This window comes from Oryzihumus sp. (genome assembly GCF_054325275.1).
This window is the reverse complement of sequence record NZ_JBTCWL010000007.1, coordinates 21,645-41,291: the sequence shown is the minus strand read 5'-3', so window position 1 is coordinate 41,291 and position 19,647 is coordinate 21,645. Positions and strand designations below refer to the sequence as shown.

Annotated in this window: 20 protein-coding genes; 14 read left to right on the top strand and 6 right to left on the bottom strand. The window is 72.5% G+C overall.

Going from position 1 to position 19,647, the window contains the following annotated elements:
- The first annotated feature begins 58 nt into the window (after positions 1-58).
- The 5 genes from hrcA to ACXVGS_RS02940 all read left to right on the top strand — a co-directional run bounded on the left by hrcA (position 59) and on the right by ACXVGS_RS02940 (position 5,486).
- Entirely contained in the window at positions 59-1,090 is a 1,032-nt protein-coding gene (hrcA, locus tag ACXVGS_RS02960; protein ID WP_458532118.1) for a heat-inducible transcriptional repressor HrcA, read from the top strand.
- Between the two features lie 110 nt (positions 1,091-1,200).
- Entirely contained in the window at positions 1,201-2,325 is a 1,125-nt protein-coding gene (dnaJ, locus tag ACXVGS_RS02955; protein ID WP_141787781.1) for a molecular chaperone DnaJ, read from the top strand.
- 4 nt (positions 2,326-2,329) lie between these two features.
- Positions 2,330-3,073 carry a 16S rRNA (uracil(1498)-N(3))-methyltransferase gene (locus ACXVGS_RS02950; RefSeq protein WP_458536607.1) on the top strand — a complete coding sequence of 248 codons (744 nt, stop codon included), beginning with the start codon at positions 2,330-2,332 and terminating at the stop codon, positions 3,071-3,073.
- Positions 3,074-3,174: 101 nt separating this feature from the next.
- Positions 3,175-4,416, top strand: a complete 1,242-nt coding sequence (locus tag ACXVGS_RS02945) for an MFS transporter (protein ID WP_458529920.1) — start codon at positions 3,175-3,177, stop codon at positions 4,414-4,416.
- A complete protein-coding gene (locus tag ACXVGS_RS02940; RefSeq protein ID WP_458536606.1) occupies positions 4,413-5,486 on the top strand; it encodes a LacI family DNA-binding transcriptional regulator in 1,074 nt (357 codons plus the stop codon). Before ACXVGS_RS02945 ends, ACXVGS_RS02940 begins: the two co-directional genes overlap by 4 nt.
- Here the strand turns inward: ACXVGS_RS02940 and ACXVGS_RS02935 are convergent.
- Together ACXVGS_RS02935 and ACXVGS_RS02930 are read right to left on the bottom strand one after the other, a co-directional pair.
- Positions 5,473-6,546, bottom strand: a complete 1,074-nt coding sequence (locus tag ACXVGS_RS02935; RefSeq protein WP_458529922.1) for a Gmad2 immunoglobulin-like domain-containing protein — start codon at positions 6,544-6,546, stop codon at positions 5,473-5,475. The two genes, ACXVGS_RS02940 and ACXVGS_RS02935, sit on opposite strands and share 14 nt — an antisense overlap.
- On the bottom strand, positions 6,543-7,073 hold the full coding sequence (locus tag ACXVGS_RS02930) for a SigE family RNA polymerase sigma factor (protein WP_458529923.1): 531 nt from the start codon (positions 7,071-7,073) through the stop codon (positions 6,543-6,545). Before ACXVGS_RS02930 ends, ACXVGS_RS02935 begins: the two co-directional genes overlap by 4 nt.
- A 97-nt stretch (positions 7,074-7,170) precedes the next feature.
- On the opposite strand from ACXVGS_RS02930, the gene ACXVGS_RS02925 reads away from it, so the two are divergent.
- From ACXVGS_RS02925 to katG, 7 genes are all read left to right on the top strand, one after another.
- Complete coding sequence (locus ACXVGS_RS02925) at positions 7,171-7,533, top strand: histidine triad nucleotide-binding protein (protein ID WP_141787786.1); 363 nt, start codon at positions 7,171-7,173, stop codon at positions 7,531-7,533.
- A 24-nt stretch (positions 7,534-7,557) separates the two neighbouring features.
- On the top strand, positions 7,558-8,637 hold the full coding sequence (locus tag ACXVGS_RS02920; RefSeq protein WP_458536605.1) for a PhoH family protein: 1,080 nt from the start codon (positions 7,558-7,560) through the stop codon (positions 8,635-8,637).
- Positions 8,615-9,082, top strand: coding sequence for an rRNA maturation RNase YbeY (gene ybeY, locus ACXVGS_RS02915; protein ID WP_458535806.1), 468 nt, complete (start codon positions 8,615-8,617; stop codon positions 9,080-9,082). Before ACXVGS_RS02920 ends, ybeY begins: the two co-directional genes overlap by 23 nt.
- A gap of 13 nt (positions 9,083-9,095) precedes the next feature.
- A complete protein-coding gene (locus tag ACXVGS_RS02910; RefSeq protein WP_458529925.1) occupies positions 9,096-10,421 on the top strand; it encodes a hemolysin family protein in 1,326 nt (441 codons plus the stop codon).
- Positions 10,418-11,335 carry a GTPase Era gene (gene era / locus ACXVGS_RS02905; RefSeq protein WP_458529926.1) on the top strand — a complete coding sequence of 306 codons (918 nt, stop codon included), beginning with the start codon at positions 10,418-10,420 and terminating at the stop codon, positions 11,333-11,335. The genes ACXVGS_RS02910 and era overlap by 4 nt, the downstream gene beginning before the upstream one ends.
- Before the next feature lie 107 nt (positions 11,336-11,442).
- Positions 11,443-11,949, top strand: a complete 507-nt coding sequence (locus tag ACXVGS_RS02900; RefSeq protein ID WP_458529927.1) for a Fur family transcriptional regulator — start codon at positions 11,443-11,445, stop codon at positions 11,947-11,949.
- Entirely contained in the window at positions 11,949-14,180 is a 2,232-nt protein-coding gene (katG, locus tag ACXVGS_RS02895; RefSeq protein ID WP_458535805.1) for a catalase/peroxidase HPI, read from the top strand. Before ACXVGS_RS02900 ends, katG begins: the two co-directional genes overlap by 1 nt.
- 90 nt (positions 14,181-14,270) lie before the next feature.
- Here the strand turns inward: katG and ACXVGS_RS02890 are convergent, their stop codons facing one another.
- From ACXVGS_RS02890 to ACXVGS_RS02880, 3 genes are all read right to left on the bottom strand, one after another.
- On the bottom strand, positions 14,271-15,431 hold the full coding sequence (locus ACXVGS_RS02890) for a M4 family metallopeptidase (protein WP_458536604.1): 1,161 nt from the start codon (positions 15,429-15,431) through the stop codon (positions 14,271-14,273).
- A gap of 63 nt (positions 15,432-15,494) precedes the next feature.
- On the bottom strand, positions 15,495-16,130 hold the full coding sequence (locus tag ACXVGS_RS02885) for a class I SAM-dependent methyltransferase (RefSeq protein ID WP_458531843.1): 636 nt from the start codon (positions 16,128-16,130) through the stop codon (positions 15,495-15,497).
- Between the two features lie 114 nt (positions 16,131-16,244).
- Positions 16,245-16,544 (bottom strand): YciI family protein, encoded by a 300-nt coding sequence (locus tag ACXVGS_RS02880; protein WP_458530729.1) that lies wholly within the window; start codon positions 16,542-16,544, stop codon positions 16,245-16,247.
- 225 nt (positions 16,545-16,769) lie between these two features.
- Between ACXVGS_RS02880 and leuA the strand changes: the two genes are divergently transcribed.
- Both leuA and ACXVGS_RS02870 read left to right on the top strand, forming a co-directional pair.
- Complete coding sequence (leuA, locus tag ACXVGS_RS02875; RefSeq protein WP_458530728.1) at positions 16,770-18,500, top strand: 2-isopropylmalate synthase; 1,731 nt, start codon at positions 16,770-16,772, stop codon at positions 18,498-18,500.
- Between the two features lie 109 nt (positions 18,501-18,609).
- Entirely contained in the window at positions 18,610-19,086 is a 477-nt protein-coding gene (locus ACXVGS_RS02870) for a potassium channel family protein (RefSeq protein WP_458530727.1), read from the top strand.
- A gap of 54 nt (positions 19,087-19,140) precedes the next feature.
- Here the strand turns inward: ACXVGS_RS02870 and ACXVGS_RS02865 are convergent, their stop codons facing one another.
- Positions 19,141-19,632, bottom strand: a complete 492-nt coding sequence (locus ACXVGS_RS02865; protein WP_458530726.1) for a hypothetical protein — start codon at positions 19,630-19,632, stop codon at positions 19,141-19,143.
- Positions 19,633-19,647: the final 15 nt, after the last annotated feature.

Sequence of the window (19,647 nt, the reverse complement as noted above, 5' to 3'; positions counted from 1 at the left end):
GGCACTCACGAGGTTTGAGTGCCAGATTCGACCACCGAGACGCCAGGAGGTGGCATCAGTGAGTGAGGAACGACGGCTGGCCGTGCTGCGCGCCATCGTCCAGGACTACGTGCAGACCTCGGAGCCGGTGGGTTCCAAGGCGCTCCTGGAGCGGCACCAGCTCGGCGTGTCGGCCGCCACGGTGCGCAACGACATGGCCGCGCTGGAGGAGGAGGGGCTGATCTCGGCCCCGCACACCAGCGCCGGCCGGGTGCCCACCGACCTCGGCTACCGCGTGTTCGTCGACAAGCTGAGCACGGTCAAGCCGATGAGCCCGGCCGAGCGGGCCGCCATCGCGCAGTTCCTCGAGGGCGCGGTCGACCTCGACGACGTCGTCGACCGCACGGTCCGCCTGCTCGCCACGCTGACCCGCCAGGTGGCGGTCATGCAGTACCCCTCGCTCACCCGCAGCTCGGTGCGCCACGTCGAGCTGGTCCCGGTCGGCGCCCACCGCCTCATGGTGGTGCTCATCGTCAACACCGGCCGGGTCGAGCAGCGGGTCATCGAGTCCGCCCAAGACCTGGCCTCGCCCGACGGCGAGCGCCTGGTCGCCGAGATCCGCGCGCGCCTCAACGCCGACGCGGCGGGCAGGCCGCTGACCGAGGCCTCGGCGCAGCTGCAGTCGCTGCCCTCGCGCTTCGAGCCGGCCGACCGCGACGTGGTGCGCGCCGTCGTGCGGGCGCTCGACGACGCCCTGGTGGAGGAGCGCGAGGAGCGGGTGGTGCTGGCCGGCACGGCCAACCTGGCCCGCTTCGGCACCGACTTCCCGCTGACCATCGGGCCGGTGCTCGAGGCCCTGGAGGAGCACGTGGTGCTGCTCAAGCTCCTGGGCACGATGGGCTCCGACAGTGACGCGGTCGCGGTGCGGATCGGCCACGAGAACCCCCACCAGGGCCTGCAGGCCACGTCGGTGGTCAGCACCGGCTACGGCACCGGCCGCGACCTGGTCGCCGGCCTGGGCGTGCTCGGCCCGACCCGCATGGACTACCCGACCACCATGGCCTCGGTGCGGGCGGTCGCGCGATACGTCTCCGAGATCCTCGCCTCCTGAGCCCGCGACCCGAGCCCACCACCTGAGCCCACGACCCGAGCCCACCACCTGAGCCCAGCTCGACACCGACCCCTGACCGAGCCTGATACGCAATCCGGACAAGGACATTCGTGAACGACTATTACCAGGACCTCGGCGTCAGCCGCGACGCCTCGGCTGAGGACATCAAGCGCGCCTACCGGCGCCTGGCCCGCAAGCTGCACCCGGACGTCAACTCCGGCCCGGAGGCCGAGGACGAGTTCAAGCGCGTCTCGCAGGCCTACGACGTGCTCTCCGACCCCGAGAAGAAGCGCGCCTACGACATGGGCGCCGACCCCTACGGCGGCCAGGCCGGCGGCTTCGGCCAGGGCTTCTCCTTCAGCGACATCATGGACGCGTTCTTCGGCGGCGCCGCCGGGGGTGCGGCCCGCGGCCCGCGCTCGCGCAAGCGCCGCGGCCAGGACGCCCTGATCCGCCTCGAGATCGACCTGTCCCAGGCCGTCTTCGGTGCCGAGCGCGAGCTGACGATCGACACGGCCGTGGAGTGCGGCACCTGCCACGGCGACGGCTCCCAGCCCGGCACCGGCACCCGCACCTGCGACGTCTGCGGCGGCCGCGGCGAGGTGCAGCAGGTCCAGCGCTCCTTCCTCGGCCAGGTCATGACCAGCCGGCCCTGCACCGCCTGCCAGGGCTACGGCACGGTCATCTCCGACCCCTGCTTCGAGTGCTCCGGCGACGGCCGCGTCCGCACCCGTCGCACCCTGAAGATCCGCGTGCCGGCCGGCGTCGACACCGGCACCCGCATCCAGCTCACCGGCGAGGGCGAGGTCGGCCAGGGGGCCGGCCCGGCCGGCGACCTCTACGTCGAGATCCACGTGACGCCGCACGAGACCTTCCAACGGCGCGGTGACGACCTGCACTGCTCGGTCGACCTGCCGATGACGGCGGCCGCGCTGGGCACCAGCTTCAAGCTGGACACCCTCGACGGCATGAAGGACCTCGAGATCCGCCCCGGCACGCAGGCCGGCGACGTGGTGACCATGCGCGGCATGGGCGTCACCCACCTGCGCGGCACCGGGCGTGGCGACCTCATCGTGCACGTCAACGTGCAGACGCCGACCAGGCTCGACGCCGAGCAGGAGGACCTCCTGCGCAAGCTCGCCGTCCTGCGCGGGGAGGAGCGCCCCGAGGGCCAGCTGGCCCCCGTCTCGCACGGCCTGCTGGGCAAGCTGCGCGACGCCTTCCTCGGCAAGTGAGCCGGTGACCGCCCCGCTCTTCCTCGTCGACCCGGCGTTGCTGGACGGCGCCGGCGTCGGTGCCACGGTGCGGCTCACCGGCCCCGAGGGGCGCCACGCCGCCACGGTGCGGCGGATCGGGGTGGGAGAGCAGGTGCTGCTCGCCGACGGCACCGGCACCCGCGCCACCGCGGTCGTGCAGGACGCCGGTCGCGACGAGCTGACCCTGCGGCTGCGGGCGGTCGAGGTCGTCGCCGCCCCGGACCCGCGGTTCGTGCTCGTGCAGGCCCTGGCCAAGGGGGACCGCGACGAGCAGGCGATCGAGTCCGCCACCGAGCTCGGCGTCGACGAGGTGGTGCCGTGGCAGGCCGGGCGCAGCATCGTCGTCTGGCGCGGCGACCGGGCCGCCAAGGCCCACCGCAAGTGGGAGTCGGTCGTGCTCGCCGCGACGAAGCAGTCCCGCCGCCCCCTGGCCCCGGTCGTCGCACCGCTGGAGTCCACCCGTGCGCTCACCGCCCGCCTGCGCGACGCCGCGCTGGCCCTGGTGCTGCACGAGGACGCTGGTACGCCGCTCGCGGGCGTCGCGCTCCCGGCCGCCGGGGACGTCGTGCTCGTCGTGGGGCCCGAGGGTGGCATCAGCCCCGAGGAGCTCGCCGCGTTCGAGGAGGCCGGCGCCGTGGCCGTCCGCCTCGGGGACGCGGTCCTGCGCTCCTCCAGCGCCGGCCCGGCCGCGCTCGCGGTGCTCAGCGCGGCCGATCGCTGGCGCTGAGCGCCGCTCGGGCTGCCCACCCGCCGGGCCGGGGTCTCCCGACCTGACCACGGCGCTTCAGCGCCCTGCCCAGGCGAGGTATACCGGTATACTCGCCACCCATGACGGGAGCAGGGGACCGGCGCACCTTCATCGCCCTCGCGCTGCAGGTGGTGGTCAACGCGTTCGTCTACTCGACCTACCTGGCGCGGCTGCCCGACCTGCGGGACCGGGCGGGGGTGGACATCGCGGTCCTCGGGCGGATCATGACGACCGGCAACCTCGCCGCCCTGCTCGCCTCCGTCGTGGCGACCCGGCTCGTGGCCCGGTACGGCAGCCGGACGGTCATCGTCTGGGCCGCGCCGATGTACGTCCTCGCGCTGCCGATGCTGGGGCTGGCCCGCAGCCCCCTGGCCCTCGTAGCGGCCGTGGTCATGATGATGAGCGTCAACGTCGTCGTCGACGTCGCCGTGACGATCCAGAAGGCGGTGTTCGGCTTCCGCCGCGGTGCACCGGTGATGGGCCGACTCTCCGCGGTCTACAGCTTCGGCACGCTCGCGGGTGGGCTCGCTGCGGCGCTGATGACCCGGGCACACGTCGACGTCACGGTGCACCTCGCGGTCCTGGCCGTCGCCCTCGGTGCAGGCCTGGTCATCGTGCGCCACGGGCTCCTGCGGGACGACACCATCCCCGCCTCCGAACGGCACACCGGGTCGCCGGCGACGGCTCGAGGGCTGCTGGCGGCCGTCCTGCTCATCGGCATCGCCAGCGCGGCCATCGTGCCGCTGGACATCGTGCCGGGGGAGTTCACGACCTTCCGCTTCCGCGACGACCTCGGGCTGGGGGCCTCCGCCGCCGCGGCCGGGTACTTGGCCTTCACGGCCGGCATGACCCTGGGGCGGCTGGTCAGCGACCACCTGGCGGTCCGCCTCGGGCGCCGGAGGCTGTTCACCTGCGGTGTGCTCACCAGCGCGGCAGGGTTGGGCGCGGCAGCCCTGCTCCCGTGGGTCGCGTCCGCCTACGCCGGCTTCGCCGCCGCAGGTCTGGGCACGGGTGCGCTGGCCCCACTGCTGGCCGAGGCGGCAAGCCGGGTCGGCGGTGAGAAGGAGGGTGTGCGGGCGATGTTCCTGGGCAACCGGCTCGCGGGCTTCCTGACCCCGGTGCTGGTCGGTTCCCTGGCAGGCACAGCCCTCACGGTCGGGGACGCGATGGCGTGCGTGGCCCTGCCCTGCGCGGTCGCGCTGCTCGGGCTCGGCCGTCGCGTGCTGCCCGGTCGGCGCCTGGGCGGCCCGGAGCGGTCACCCGAAACAGGCCATCATGGCGTGCAGGGTGAACCACTCCCGGGAGGACGTCGGCAGGCATGACCAGGGTGACGATGCAGCAGGTCGCCGATGCCGTTGGCGTGACCAAGATGACCGTGTCCAACGCGTACTCCCGGCCGGAGCGGCTCTCGCCGGGGATGCGCGAGCGTATCCTGGCCACGGCCGCCGAGCTCGGCTACGCCGGGCCCGACGCCACCGCCCGCGCCCTCGCGCGCGGCCGGAGCGGGGTCGTCGGGGTACTGCTCACGGACTCGCCCCTGGAGGCGTTCGTGGACGAGGTTGCGGTGGAGTTCATGGCGACCATCGCCCGGGGGCTGTCCACCCGGGCCCTGTCGATGACGCTCCTGGCGGCCAGCAGGACGCCTGAGCTCGTCCCGGCGCGCGACCTGCCCATGGACGGGGTCGTGGTCTACGGCTGCTCGGCGGACTCCGAAGCCCTCGGCGTCGTCCTGGAGCGTCGTCTGCCCACGGTCATCGTCGACCAGGCCCTGGTGGAGGGGACTTCCTCGGTCAACATCGACGACCGCGGCGGGGCGCGTGCGGCCGCGGCGCACCTGCACGCCCTCGGCCACCGCCGGGTGGCCGCCATCAGCCCCGCGCCGGTGGCGGGTTACCGGGGCCACACGACCGAGCGGCTGCAGGGGTGGCGTGAGGGGCTCGACGGTGGGCGCCTCGACGCGGTCACTGTGGCGGGCACCCTGTCCGCGGCCGACGGGGCCGCCCTGGCCCGGGACCTGCTGTCCGGGCCGCACCCGCCCACGGCTGTCCTGTGCTTCTCGGACACCATTGCCGCCGGGGTCCTCGAGGCAGCCGACCAGCTCGGCGTCCGGGTGCCCGGGGACCTCTCGGTGGTCGGCTTCGACGACAGCCCGCTGGCTGTGCGCCTGGGGCTCACCACCGTCCGCCAGGACGTCACGACCAAGGGCGAGGCGGTGGTCGAGGCGCTGCTGCGCGCGATGGACGCCAGGGCCGCCGACCGCCCCCTGCCGGTGGCCCGGACGCAGCTCCCGACCGAGCTGGTGGTGCGGACCAGCACCGGACCGGTGACCCCGGAGGAGCCACCGGCCCCCGCCCGCCGTTCGCGGCGGGCAGGGGCGCCTACTTCACCGTGAAGGTGTGCGAGGTGTCGCCCACCGTGGTGGTGCCGCTCTGCATGTCGCGCTCGTAGGCCCGGAACGTCCACGTGCCGGAGGCAAGCGTGCCCAGGTCGACCTGCCAGGTGCCCCGGGTCGGGCAGCCGCTGGTCGCCTGCATCTGGCCGGAGCGGACGACCGTCGAGCCCTGCTTGAGCTGCCACTGCGAGGAGCCCTCGAAGGAGCAGGACTCGCCCGTGACCACCACGTCGTTGCCGGCGTGGATCACCGCGCCCCGTGGCGGCGTGGTGATCCACAGCGTGGCCAGGTCCTCGTAGGTCTGGTCGGCCGGGGGCCGGTTGTAGGTCTTTGAGGTGGGCCAGGTGCCGAACAGGGTGGTCGAGCCGTCACTGAGCGTGAAGGTGACCGGCAGGGTGCCCTTGCCCACCGCGGCCTGGGCGGTCCAGACCAGCCCCTGCACCGCCAGGCGCGTCTGCTCCCGGGTGAACCCGGCGGCGCCCTTGTTGCTCAGCGTGATGTGGATGCCGGAGGGGGAGACCGTGACGCCGGAGACCGAGGTGCCGGCCCACGCGGTGAGGTAGTCGGGGCTGGGCCGGCTGTGCATGGCCAGGGTCAGGGCCGCCCGGGCCCGGTCCTCGGCGGTGGCCTTGCCCGGGACCTGGGCGTTGATGAACTCGCGGTACAGGCCCCACCGGTCGCCGGTGCCGCCGTTGGAGCCGACGAAGTAGGCCGGCAGCGCCGTGGTGACGGTCGGCGCCACCGGCTGCTGGGTGGCCGAGCGCGCAGGGCTGGTGCTGCTGGTGGTCGTCGCCGCCGGCGTGGTCGGGGCGCTCGTGGTGCTGGCCACCGTGGGGGTGCGGGAGTAGCCGCGCCGGGCGAGGGCGAAGCCGCCACCTGCGATGAGCGCGACGGCGGCCGCCGCCGCGACGGGGGCCAGCCAGCGCGGCCGGTCTGCCCCCTGGTCCTCCTGCTGCTCTGACATGGCGTGGATCCTGTCCCATCGGTCGTTCGGGGTGATGCGGTCGGCCTCGTCGTGCAGGGCACGGCGCAGCCGCCTCTCGAGCTCGTCGTCGCTCATGACTGGGGCTCCATCTGGGTCCGGAGGCTGCTCAGCCCCCGGTGGGCGTGGGACTTGACCGAGCCCGGGGAGATGCCGAGTGCGTCGGCGATCTGGGCCTCGGTCAGGTCGAGGTAGTAGCGCAGCACCAGCACCTCGCGCTGCCGTCGGGGCAGCCCGCGCAGGGCCTCGAGGAGCTCCTCGCCCTGCTCGCGGGCCACGGCCCGCTCCTCGGCGCTGGCCTCGGTGGTGCGCCACGGCGTGGTCGGGGAGGACGCCTCGCGGGCGAGGTGCCGGTCCTCCACCACTCGGTGCCGCACGACCGAGCGTGAGGTGTTGACCACGGACCGGCGCAGGTAGGCCAGCGCCGCCTCGGGGTCACGCAGCTGCTGCCAGCGGGCGTGCACCGAGACGAACGCGTCCTGGACCGCCTCCTCGGCGACCTGCTGGTCGCGCACGAGCAGCCAGGCGAGGCGGACCAGGGAGGCCCAGTGCGCGGCATACAGGTCGGTCAGGACCGTCCCTGCTGCCCACCGCTGCGACCCCATGCCCGTCCGCTCACCCCGTTCGGCCACGGTCAACGTTCTCACGCAACAAGGACGCGCAGCGGCTGAAAACGGTTGACGCGCCGATAGTCTCGGTCGCATGACTGATCAGGAGACCGCCGCGGACGACTGCCTGTTCTGCCGGATCATCCGCCGGGAGATCCCGGCGGACGTGGTGCTGGAGGACGAGCACACGCTCGCCTTCCGTGACATCTCGCCGCAGGCGCCGGTGCACGTCCTCGTCATCCCCAAGGTCCACCACCCCGACGCGGCGGCGCTTGCGGCCGCCGCGCCCGAGGCGCTGGTGGCGCTGGTGGAGGCCGTCGGCGCGGTCGCCGACCAGGAGGGGCTGTGGGAGGGCTACCGCACCGTCTTCAACACCGGTGCCCGCGCTCACCAGACCGTCTTCCACGCCCATGCCCACGTGCTCGGCGGCCGCGACATGGCGTGGCCGCCCGGCTGAGCGGGCACGTAGACTGAGGGCACGATGACAGACGAGCCACAGCAGACCGAGCAGGCGCAGGCGGGGGCGCCCTCCCACACGATCGTCATCCCGCGTGAAGTCTCGATGGTGTCCCTGCTGGGTCCCCGCGACGAGCTGCTGCGCACGATGGAGCGGGCTTTCCCGCACCTCGACGTGCACGTGCGGGGCAACGAGTTCCACCTGACCGGCAACCCTGCCGACGTGGCGCTGGTCGAGCGGCTGATCGACGAGCTCCTCGTCGTCATCGGCGCCGGGCACCCGCTCAACCGGGACGCCGTGGAGCGCTCCATCGGGATGCTCCGGGCGCAGACCACCGAGCGGCCCGCCGACGTGCTGACGATGAACATCGTCTCCAACCGCGGCCGCACGATCCGGCCCAAGACGCTGAACCAGAAGCGCTACGTCGACGCGATCGACGAGCACACCATCGTCTTCGGCATCGGCCCGGCCGGCACCGGCAAGACCTACCTGGCGATGGCCAAGGCGGTCGCCGCGCTGCAGGCCAAGCAGGTCAACCGGATCATCCTGACCCGCCCGGCGGTCGAGGCCGGCGAGCGCCTGGGCTTCCTGCCCGGCACGCTCAACGACAAGATCGACCCCTACCTGCGCCCGCTGTACGACGCGCTGCACGACATGATCGACCCCGAGTCGATCCCGCGGCTCATGGCGGCCGGCACGATCGAGGTGGCCCCGCTGGCCTACATGCGCGGGCGCACCCTCAACGACGCGTTCATCATCCTCGACGAGGTGCAGAACACCTCGCCGGAGCAGATGAAGATGTTCCTGACCCGTCTCGGCTTCGGCGCCAAGATGGTCGTCACCGGCGACGTCACCCAGGTCGACCTGCCCGGCGGCACCCAGTCGGGTCTGCGGATCGTCCAGGACATCCTCGAGGGCGTCGACGACGTGCACTTCGCCCAGCTCACCAGCCACGACGTCGTGCGCCACCGCCTCGTCAGCGCCATCGTGGACGCCTACGGGCGCTGGGACGACCAGACCACCGGACCTGCCGGCAACCGCGCCGCGCGCCGAGCCAACGCCAAGGCGGTGACTGCTCCCCGTGAGCATCGACGTTCTCAATGAGACCGACTACGCGCTCGACGAGATGGAGCTCGTCGCGTGTGCGCGCTACGTCATGGAGCAGATGCGGGTCCACCCGCAGGCCGACCTGTGCCTGAAGCTCGTCGACGAGGCGGCGATGGAGGTCCTGCACGTGCAGTGGATGGACCTGCCCGGCCCCACTGACGTGATGAGCTTCCCGATGGACGAGCTGCGTCCCGGCCGTGACGGTCAGGAGCCCGAGGAGGGGGTGCTCGGCGACATCGTGCTGTGCCCCTCGGTCGCCGCTCGGCAGGCCCGCGAGTCCGGGCACGCCACCGAGGAGGAGCTGTTGCTGCTCACCACGCACGGCATCCTGCACCTCCTCGGCTACGACCACGCCGAGCCGGAGGAGGAGCGCGAGATGTTCGAGCTCCAGCGCCAGCTGCTCCTGACCTTCCTGGCCACGCGCGGTCGCGCCGGCGCCTGAGTCGCGGTCCGCCATGGTCCTCCAGCTCGTCCTGGCGGCGCTCGCGAGCATCCTCGTCGCGTTCCTGCTCGCCGCCGCAGAGTCCTCCATCTCCCGGCTGTCGCGCGTGCGTGCGGCGGAGCTGCAGGAGGAGGGTCGGCGCGGCTCGGCCGCGCTCGCCCTCATCGTCGGCGACAGCGCGGCATACATCTCGGTGGCGACGTTCGTGCGCGTCGTCGCGGAGGCCGCCGTCGCGGTGATGATCACCCTCGCGGTGGTGGGCACGGTCCACTCGTTCTGGACCGCGCTGCTGGTCAGTATCGGGGTCATGGCGGTCGTGTCCTTCGTCGTGGTGGGCGTCTCGCCGCGGACCCTCGGTCGGCAGCACGCCGACCGGATCGCGCTGCTCGCCGCACCCACGCTGGTGTGGTTGCGTCGGGTGCTCGGGCCGGTGGCCCGCCTGCTGGTGGCCCTGGGCAACGCCGTCACCCCGGGCCACGGCTTCCGCAACGGCCCGTTCGAGTCCGAGGCCGAGCTGCGCGACCTGGTCGACCTGGCGGGGGAGTCGGCGCTGATCGAGGCCGACGAGCGGGAGATGATCCACTCCGTCTTCGAGCTCGGGGACACCCTCGTGCGCGAGGTCATGGTGCCCCGCCCCGACATGGTCGCCATCGAGGCGGACAAGACGCTGCAGAAGGCCATGTCGCTGTTCCTGCGCAGCGGGTTCTCCCGGATCCCGGTGGTCGGAGCCGGCCCCGACGACGTGCTCGGGATGCTCTACTTCAAGGACGTCGTGCGCCGCGTCAACGCCTCGCCGGAGGCGGCCGCCCAGCCGGTGCAGCACGCCATGCGCCCCGCGCAGTTCGTGCCCGAGAGCAAGCCGGTCGACGACCTGCTGCGCGAGATGCAGCGCGACCAGAGCCACGTCGCGATCGTGGTGGACGAGTACGGCGGCACCGCCGGCCTGGTCACCATCGAGGACGTCATCGAGGAGATCGTGGGCGAGATCGCCGACGAGTACGACCGCGAGTCCCCCGGCGTGGAGCCGCTGCCCGACGGCTCGGTGCGCGTGCCGGCCACGATGCACGTGGACGACCTCGCCGAGCTGTTCGACGTCAGCATCGAGGAGGACGAGGTCGACACCGTCGGCGGCCTGCTCGGCAAGACCATCGGGCGCGTCCCGATCGCAGGGTCCCACGCCGAGGTCGCCGGGCTGTCCCTCACCGCCGAGCGCATGGGAGGACGCCGCCACCGGGTCGCCACGGTGGTCGTGCGACCCTTGAGCGCGACCCAGCAGGACGACGACAGCCCTGCCGGTATGCCGGTCGCGGCGGCGGAGAGCCAGGAGGAAGCCTCGTGACACAGGAGTTCAGGGCAGGGTTCGTCTGCCTGGTGGGTCGGCCCAACGCCGGCAAGTCGACGCTGACCAACGCCCTGGTGGGGCAGAAGGTCGCGATCACCTCCAGCAAGCCGCAGACCACGCGGCACACCATCCGCGGAGTGCTCACCACGGACGCGGCGCAGCTGATCCTCGTGGACACCCCGGGGCTGCACAAGCCGCGCACGCTGCTGGGCGAGCGGCTGAACAACCTGGTCCGCGAGACCCTGCTCGAGGTCGACGTCATCGGCTTCTGCCTGCCGGCCGACCAGAAGATCGGCCCCGGCGACACGTTCATCGCCCGCGAGCTGGCCGAGCTCAAGGCGGCCAAGCGCAAGCGGCCGATCGTGGCCATCGCGACCAAGACTGACCTGGTCGACAAGCAGCGCCTGGCCGAGCACCTCATCGCCATCGACCAGCTGGGGGAGTGGGACGCGATCATCCCGTGCTCGGCGACCCGGGGCGACCAGGTCGCCGAGGTCGGCGAGCTGCTCTCCTCCTACCTGCCGGTCTCGCCGCAGCTCTACCCCGACGGGGTCCTGACCGACGAGCCCGAGGTGGTCATGATCGCCGAGCTGGTGCGCGAGGCCGCCCTGGAGGGCGTGCGCGACGAGCTGCCGCACAGCCTCGCCGTCGTCGTCGAGGAGATGCTGCCGCGTGAGGGGCGCCCGGCCGACAACCCGCTGCTGGACGTCCGCGTGCACGTCTTCGTCGAGCGGCCCAGCCAGAAGGCGATCATCATCGGCAAGGGCGGCTCCCGCCTGCGCGAGGTCGGCACGAACGCCCGTCGCGGCATCGAGGCCCTGCTCGGCCAGCGGGTCCACCTCGACCTGCACGTCAAGGTCGCCAAGGACTGGCAGCGCGACCCCAAGCAGCTCCAGCGCCTGGGCTTCTGACCGGCCGCGACCCGGTGGGTGCAGCTGAGTCGCCGGCTCCCGGCCTCACCGGCAGCGGGCCACCGCCCGTTCTTGATCGGGTCCAGACGGTGGGCCAGACTCGGAGGGTGCCGACGACGCCGGACTTCGAGGGCCTGCTGCGGCAGGCCACCCTGCGCGTGACCCGACCACGGGTGGCCGTGCTGAGCGCCGTGCACACCCACCCGCACGCCGACACCGACTCGATCATCGGGGCGGTGCGGCAGGACCTGGGAGCCGTCTCCCACCAGGCCGTCTACGACGTGCTCCGCGCCCTGACGGCCGCCGGGCTGGTCCGGCGCCTCCAGCCCAAGGACTCCGTGGCGCGCTACGAGGCGCGGGTCGGGGACAACCACCACCACGCCGTCTGCCGCTCGTGCGGGGCCATCGCCGACGTCGACTGCGTGGTCGGCCACGCCCCCTGCCTGACGCCCGACGGTGCCCCCTTCGAGGTCGACGAGGCCGAGGTGATCTTCTGGGGTCGGTGCCCGGAATGTGCCGCGACGGCCCCCGTCCCGGCAGATGGCGCACCGAGCCACCAGACCTGTCCCGACCGGGGGCGCGCCACGGCCCCGGACCCGGGACAGCTCAGCTGATGAGCGACAGCCCACCGCACGAAGAGCCAGACAGGAGAACGAGCGACGTGACCGAGCACGGCAGCGACAGCGAGAACCCAGTCATCCCCGCACCGACCCCCAAGACGACGGGTCGGCCCCGGACGAACCGCGACTGGTGGCCCAACCAGCTGAACCTGCAGGTCCTCCACCAGCACTCACCGCGGTCCAACCCGATGGGTGAGGACTTCAGCTACGCAGAGGCGTTCCAGACCCTCGACGTCGAGGCGCTCAAGCGCGACCTCGTCGAGGTGATGACCACCTCGCAGGACTGGTGGCCGGCCGACTACGGCCACTACGGACCCCTGTTCATCCGGATGAGCTGGCACTCCGCCGGCACCTACCGCATCGAGGACGGCCGCGGCGGCGGCGGTGCCGGTGCCCAGCGGTTCGCGCCGCTGAACAGCTGGCCCGACAACGCCAACCTGGACAAGGCGCGCCGCCTGTTGTGGCCGGTCAAGCAGAAGTACGGCCGCGCCATCTCGTGGGCCGACCTGCTGGTCCTCGCGGGCAACGTCGCCCTCGAGTCGATGGGCTTCAAGACCTTCGGCTTCGGCTTCGGCCGCGAGGACATCTGGGAGCCCGAGGAGGTCTTCTGGGGCACCGAGGACACCTGGCTTGGTGACGAGCGCTACAGCGGCGACCGCGAGCTGGCCAACCCGCTCGGCGCGGTCCAGATGGGCCTGATCTACGTCAACCCCGAGGGCCCGAACGGCAACCCCGACCCGCTGGCCGCGGCCCGGGACATCCGCGAGACGTTCCGCCGGATGGCGATGAACGACGAGGAGACCGTGGCCCTCATCGCCGGCGGCCACAGCTTCGGCAAGACCCACGGTGCGGCCAGCGCCGAGTACGTCGGTCCGGAGCCGGAGGCGGCGCCGCTGGAGGAGCAGGGCCTGGGCTGGAAGAACACCTACGGCACCGGCAACGGTGGCGACACCATCACCTCCGGCCTCGAGGTCACCTGGACAAGCACGCCGACGACGTGGGGCCATGGCTTCTTCCAGAGGCTCTTCGGCCACGAGTGGGAGCTGCAGGAGAGCCCCGCCGGCGCCAAGCAGTGGGTCGCGAAGGACGCCGAGGCCGACGTGCCCGACGCGCACGACCCGTCGAGGAAGCACAAGCCCACCATGCTCACCACCGACCTGGCGCTGCGCTTCGACCCCGAGTACGAAAGGGTCTCGCGCCGCTTCCTCGAGGACCCCGAGGCGTTCGCGCTCGCGTTCGCCAAGGCCTGGTACAAGCTGCTGCACCGTGACATGGGCCCGGTCCAGCGCTACCTCGGTCCGTGGGTGCCCGAGGCGCAGCTGTGGCAGGACCCCGTCCCCGCCGTCGACCACGAGCTGGTCAGCGACAGCGACATCGCCGCGCTGAAGGAGCAGATCCTGGGCACGGGCCTGTCGGTCAGCCAGCTCGTCACCACGGCGTGGGCGTCCGCAGCGACCTTCCGCGGCACGGACATGCGCGGTGGCGCCAACGGTGCGCGGATCCGCCTGGAGCCTCAGCGCAGCTGGGAGTCCAACGCCGACGTCGCACCGGTGCTGGAGAAGCTCGGCCGGGTCCAGCAGGACTTCAACGCCGGTGACTCCGGCCGAAAGGTCTCGCTGGCCGACCTGATCGTCCTGGGCGGCGTCGCGGCGATCGAGAAGGCGGCCAGGGACGCCGGCGTCGACGTCACGGTCCCCTTCACGCCGGGTCGCACCGACGCCTCGCAGGAGCAGACGGACGTCGAGGCCTTCACCGTGCTCGAGCCGCGGGCCGACGGCTTCCGCAACTACCTGCGGGCCGGCGAGAAGCTCCCGCCGGAGGTGCTGCTGCTCGACAAGGCCAACCTGCTCACGCTGACCGCCCCGGAGATGACGGTGCTGGTCGGCGGCCTGCGGGCTCTCGGGGCCACCGCCGCGGGCTCGTCCCATGGCGTCCTGACCGACCGCCCGGGCACGCTGAGCAACGACTTCTTCGTCAACCTGCTCGACATGCGCACGGAGTGGAAGGCGTCCGGCCAGGCGGAGAACGTCTACGAGGGCCGGAACCGCGCCACCGGTGAGACCACGTGGACCGCCACGGCCGTCGACCTGGTCTTCGGCTCGAACTCCCAGCTGCGCGGCATCTGCGAGGTCTATGCGGCGAACGACGCCACGGAGAAGTTCGCGCGTGACTTCGTCGCGGCGTGGGACAAGGTCATGAACCTCGACCGGTTCGACCTGTCCTGATGCCGTGGTCCGGGCCGGCCGCTCGCCGGCCGGCCCGGACCCGTGACGGCGTGGCGCCGGACGGTGCCACCCCGGTCAGAGCGCGCTCGCTCAGAGCACCTTGACCTGGGTCCAGGCGTCCTGGACCGCGGCGGCCTCACGGCTCTCGGCGCCGAAGCGCTTGCCGGCCGCCTCGACCGTGGCCGTGGCGAAGCCGTGGAAGTCCACGTCCTTCGGCAGCCCGGCGCCGGTGAGCACGTCGTACCAGACCTGGCCCGCACCCTCCCAGGCGTGGCCGCCCACCGCGGTCGCGGCCAGGTAGAAGGCGTGGTTGGGGATGCCGGAGTTGGTGTGCACGCCGCCGTTGTCGTGCTGGTCGTCGTGGGGGAGGTCGACGTAGCCGTCCATCGTCGCCGGTTGCGGGTCGCGGCCCAGGTGCGGGTCGTCGTAGGCGGTGCCCGGCGCCTTCATCGAGCGCAGCGCGGTGCCCTTCACCTGCGGGGTGAACAGCCCCTGGCCGATGAGCCAGTCGGCCTGCTCCGCGGTCTGCCCCAGCGACATCTGCTTGACCAGCGAGCCGAACACGTCGGAGACCGACTCGTTGAGGGCGCCCGACTGCCCCACGTAGGTCAGGCCCGCGGTGAACTGCGTGACGCCGTGGGTCAGCTCGTGGCCGATGACGTCGATGCAGTCGGTGAACGAGCGGAACCACGTGCCGTCGCCGTCGCCGAACACCATCTGCTCGCCGTCCCAGAACGCGTTGTCGAAGCCGCTGTCGTAGTGGACGCTGGCGACCAGCGGCAGCCCGGCACCGTCGAGGGAGTCGCGCTGGTAGGCGGCCCAGTAGAGCTGCCAGGTGGCCCCGAGGCCGTCATAGGCCTCGTTGGCCGAGGCGTCGGCGACCGGGGGCTCGCCCTCGTGCCGCACCGGCGTGCCCGGCAGCGTCGTGCCGTGCTTGGCGTCGTCGACCTGGCGCTTCGGCCCGCCGCCCGTGGTGGCGGCCTCCGCCGGCTGCGTGCCGGGCGTCGGTGCGTGGCGCAGGTAGGGCGGGATGATGCCCTGCTCGGCGCCGGTCGGCGGCTGCGACGGGGCCCGTCGGCCGCTGCCCACCCGGGCGGCGCGGGTCTCGCGCCGGCCCCGGACCTCGCGGTCGAGGCGCAGCGTGCGCTGGGCGGCCTCGGCGACGGCAGGGTCGTCGTGGCGGGTGAGCCGCTCCACGAGGTAGGGCGGCAGGATCGAGCAGACCTGGTGCGGTGCGTGTGAGTTCCCCATGCGCCCACGGTGCACCCGGGGACCGACAGGTGCACCCCGAAGAGCCGGTAGCGCCGCAGAGGGTCAGACCCGCACGATCGCCGCCAGCCAGGCGTGTGCCTGTCCGGGGTCGATGGTGATCTCGAGGCTCGTCGGCTCGATCGTCTCCACCCGCCAGCCTTCGGCAAAGGCGCGACGTATCTCCTCCTGCCGGATGCGGCGGGGACCCCAGTCCCCGGGCTCGGCGTCGCTGAAGCAGAGCAGGTGGTACCAGGCGCCGACCGGCATCGACGCCCGCAGGCCCTCGACGAGCCTCGCCCGGTCGGCGTCGTCGAAGACGTGGAAGAGCCCGCAGTCGAGGACGGTGTCGAAGGCCTCGCCGAGTGCGCCGAGGTCGAGCGCGTCCTGGACCAGGAACCGGGCGTGCAGGGCCCGCTCCTCGGCCTTGCGCCGGGCGATCCCGATCGCGGTGGCGGACGTGTCGACTCCGGTGGCCTCGAGGCCGAGCTCGGCCGCCATCAGGACATGCTCACCGGTGCCACAGCCCACGTCGAGGACCCGGCCCACCAGACGTCCGTCGTCGGCCTGCGCGCGGAACGCCGGCTGGGGCCGGCCGATGTCCCAGGGTGGGGTCCCGGTCGAATACGCGACGTCGAAGTCACCCGGATCCCGGCTCCGGCGCCTCCCCGACAGCCCGTCGGGACGCTCTGCCTCAGTCATCGCCCCTCCACCCGGACGCGCCCGCGCCCACTGCCCCCAGTGTGCGCGCGCCCGGGCCGCGCCGCACAGCGCTCCGACGAGCCGCGAAGGCCAGGGGAGCTGACCGGGACCCGGTCAGACAGGCAAGGTCTCGCGGTAGCCCTCGAGCCCGGAGGCGGTCCTGGTCGGGACGAACTCCACGACGCGGTACTCCGCGACGCCGTGCACCGCGAACGGGTCGGTGGCCACCCGCGCCTCGACCGCGCCCCGGTCCCCGCCCACCGCGAGGATGACGCCGCCGTCGCGGGGGTTCTTGCGCCCGGAGGCGACGAACACCCCTTCGGCGTAGCCGGCGTCCAGCCACGCGACGTGCTCCTCCAGGAGCGCGTCGATCCGGTCCAGCGGGGCGGTGTAGGTCAGCTCGAGGATGAACACGCGTGGCAGCCTAGGGGAGTGGGCGGTCCCACGATGCGGGAACGGGGTCCACCCGGTGGACTCCGGTGAGCGGCGCGGCATACCCTCGGCTTGTGCGTATCGCGCCGGGAGCGCTGCTCCTCCTTCGCCGCCGCGGCGGGGCCCTCTAGAGACGGCCGCCCCTCGTCGCGGAGTCCGTGTTGCCCAGGCCTCACCTTGAACCCGCGAACACGTAGAGGCGAGAACATGATCCACCCCCAGCAGCCCAGCCGTATGCCGGTCGGCAAGTACCAGCCGTTCCATGACCAGATCGTCGTGGACCTGCCCGACCGCACGTGGCCGACCAAGCGCATGGACACTGCACCGCGCTGGTGTGCCGTGGACCTGCGTGACGGCAACCAGGCCCTGATCGACCCGATGAGCCCCGAGCGCAAGAAGCGCATGTTCGACCTGCTGGTCCGCATGGGCTACAAGGAGATCGAGGTCGGCTTCCCCTCGGCGAGCCAGACCGACTTCGACTTCGTGCGCATGCTCATCGAAGGCGGGCACATCCCCGACGACGTGACGATCCAGGTGCTGACGCAGGCGCGGGACCACCTCATCGAGCGCACCTACGACGCGATCCGCGGCGCGAAGCAGGCGATCGTCCACCTCTACAACTCCACCTCGGTCCTCCAGCGGCGCGTGGTCTTCGGCCTGGACCAGGACGGCATCATCGATATCGCGCTGCAGGGCGCCCGGCTGTGCCGCAAGCTCGAGGAGACCATCCCCGAGACGGACGTCTACTACGAGTACTCGCCGGAGTCCTACACCGGCACCGAGCTGGAGTTCGCGGCCCGGATCTGCAACGCGGTCATCGACGTGTTCGACCCGACGCCGGACCACAAGATGATCGTCAACCTGCCGGCGACCGTGGAGATGGCCACGCCCAACGTCTACGCCGACTCGATCGAGTGGATGTCGCGCCACCTCAACCGGCGCGAGTCCGTCGTGCTGAGCCTGCATCCGCACAACGACCGGGGCACCGGCGTCGCGGCGGCCGAGCTGGGCTACCTGGCCGGCGCCGACCGGATCGAGGGCTGCCTGTTCGGCAATGGCGAGCGCACCGGCAACGTCTGCCTGGTGACGCTGGGCATGAACCTGTTCAGCCAGGGCATCGACCCCGAGATCGACTTCTCCGACATCGACGAGATCCGCCGCACCGTCGAGCACTGCAACCAGCTGCCGGTGCACGAGCGCCACCCCTATGGGGGCGACCTGGTCTTCACCGCGTTCTCCGGCTCGCACCAGGACGCGATCAAGAAGGGCTTCGAGGCGATGGCCGCCGACGCCACCGCCGAGGGCAAGGGCGTGGACGACCTCACCTGGGCGGTGCCGTACCTGCCGATCGACCCGCACGACATCGGCCGTTCCTACGAGGCGGTCGTGCGCGTCAACAGCCAGTCCGGCAAGGGCGGCGTGGCCTACCTGCTCAAGTCCGAGCACCACCTCGACCTGCCGCGCCGGCTGCAGATCGAGTTCAGCGGCGTGGTGCAGGCGCGCACCGACTCCGAGGGTGGCGAGGTGTCCGCGGCGCAGCTGTGGGAGACCTTCCAGGACGAGTACCTCCCCGCGACCGGGACCGGCTGGGGCCGGTTCGCGCTGGTCTCGATGCGCTCGGACAGCACGGTCGACGGCGCCGACCGGATCTCGGTGACGCTCACCGACCACGGTCAGGTGCGCACCGTGGAGGGGGTCGGCAACGGCCCGATCGCCGCGTTCGTCGAGGCGCTGTCCGGCCTCGACGTGGACGTGCGGGTCCTCGACTACCACGAGCACGCGCTGTCCTCCGGTGGCGACGCCCGCGCTGCCGCCTACGTCGAGTGCGCGGTCGGCGAGCGGGTCCTGTGGGGGGTCGGGCTCGACGCCAACATCGTCATCGCCTCGCTCAAGGCGGTCGTGTCCGCGGTCAACCGCTCCGAGCGCGCGGTCGCCTGAACCGCGGCCGGCGAGTGTGACCACGACCAACGGCAGGAGGAGCAGGCGAGGCCCGGCGGCTGCGCCCGCCGGGCTGCCTGCCGGTCCGCTCTCGCCGCCGGCAACGCCGATGGCGCCTCCGGGCTGGGGCGTCATCGCGCGCATCGCGGCGGTGGTCACCGCAGTGGCCGTCGTCCTCGTGCTGGGCGGGGGCAGCCTCGCCTGGGCGTTCGAGCGGGACGAGCCAGGCTCCAACCTGCACGCACTGGGTGACTGCCTGTGGTGGGCGTTGACGACGCTGACCACGGTCGGCTACGGCGACCACTACCCGGTCAGTCCCGCCGGCCGCGTCGTCGCGGCAGTCGTCATGGTCGGCGGCGTCGCCATCCTCGGCGGTGTGGCCGCCTCCATCGCGCTCGCGGTGACGCAGCGACTCCTGGTGCGGGCCGCCGCGATGGAGGAAGAGGTCGCCGACGTCGAGGAGGAGCTGGCCGAGTCGATGCGCGAGACCGAGTCGCTCGAGCAGCTGTTGCGCACCCTCATCAGCCAGGTGGCCGCCCTCCAGGAGGAGGTCCGCGCCCTCAGGGGGCAGGGCCCGCGGCCCTGAGCCGCGTGCCCCGGTGAGCCTGCAGGCGCCGCCCGCACGGCACTCGTGCCGTGGTCACTGCGGCCCCTGACGGGCTTCCCGCTCGGCCAGGGCCTTGAGGTTGAGCAGCTGGCGGCGTGCCATGACCAGGTCGCCGGCGGACAGCACCGGTGCGACCAGCCGGCTGCTGGTCGCGACGACCTTGAGCAGGAGCCGCGTCGTGCCGTCTCCGTCGGGGACGAGGACATAGGACATGAACGCACCCAGGATCGTCGCGGTCAGCTGGTTCCCCGGGTCGACCGAGACGATTCGCCCCAGCTGGCGGCCACCGGCGGTGGTGAAGACGTCGCCCACCCGCGGCTCCGGGAGGGCCATCAGGCGGCGCGGTGACCGACGACCGCGGTTGTCGATCCAGTCGTAGGAGTACGGCGCGAGCCGCACCTGCCTGAGCCATGGCCACACCGCCGCCGGAGGCGCGTGCACGCTCACTGCCCGCCACGCCTGCAGGGTCGGTGCGCGCACGACGTCGTCGCACGGGTAGTGCCGCGTGGTCTCGGCGTCGGTCACGCCCCACCGGTCACC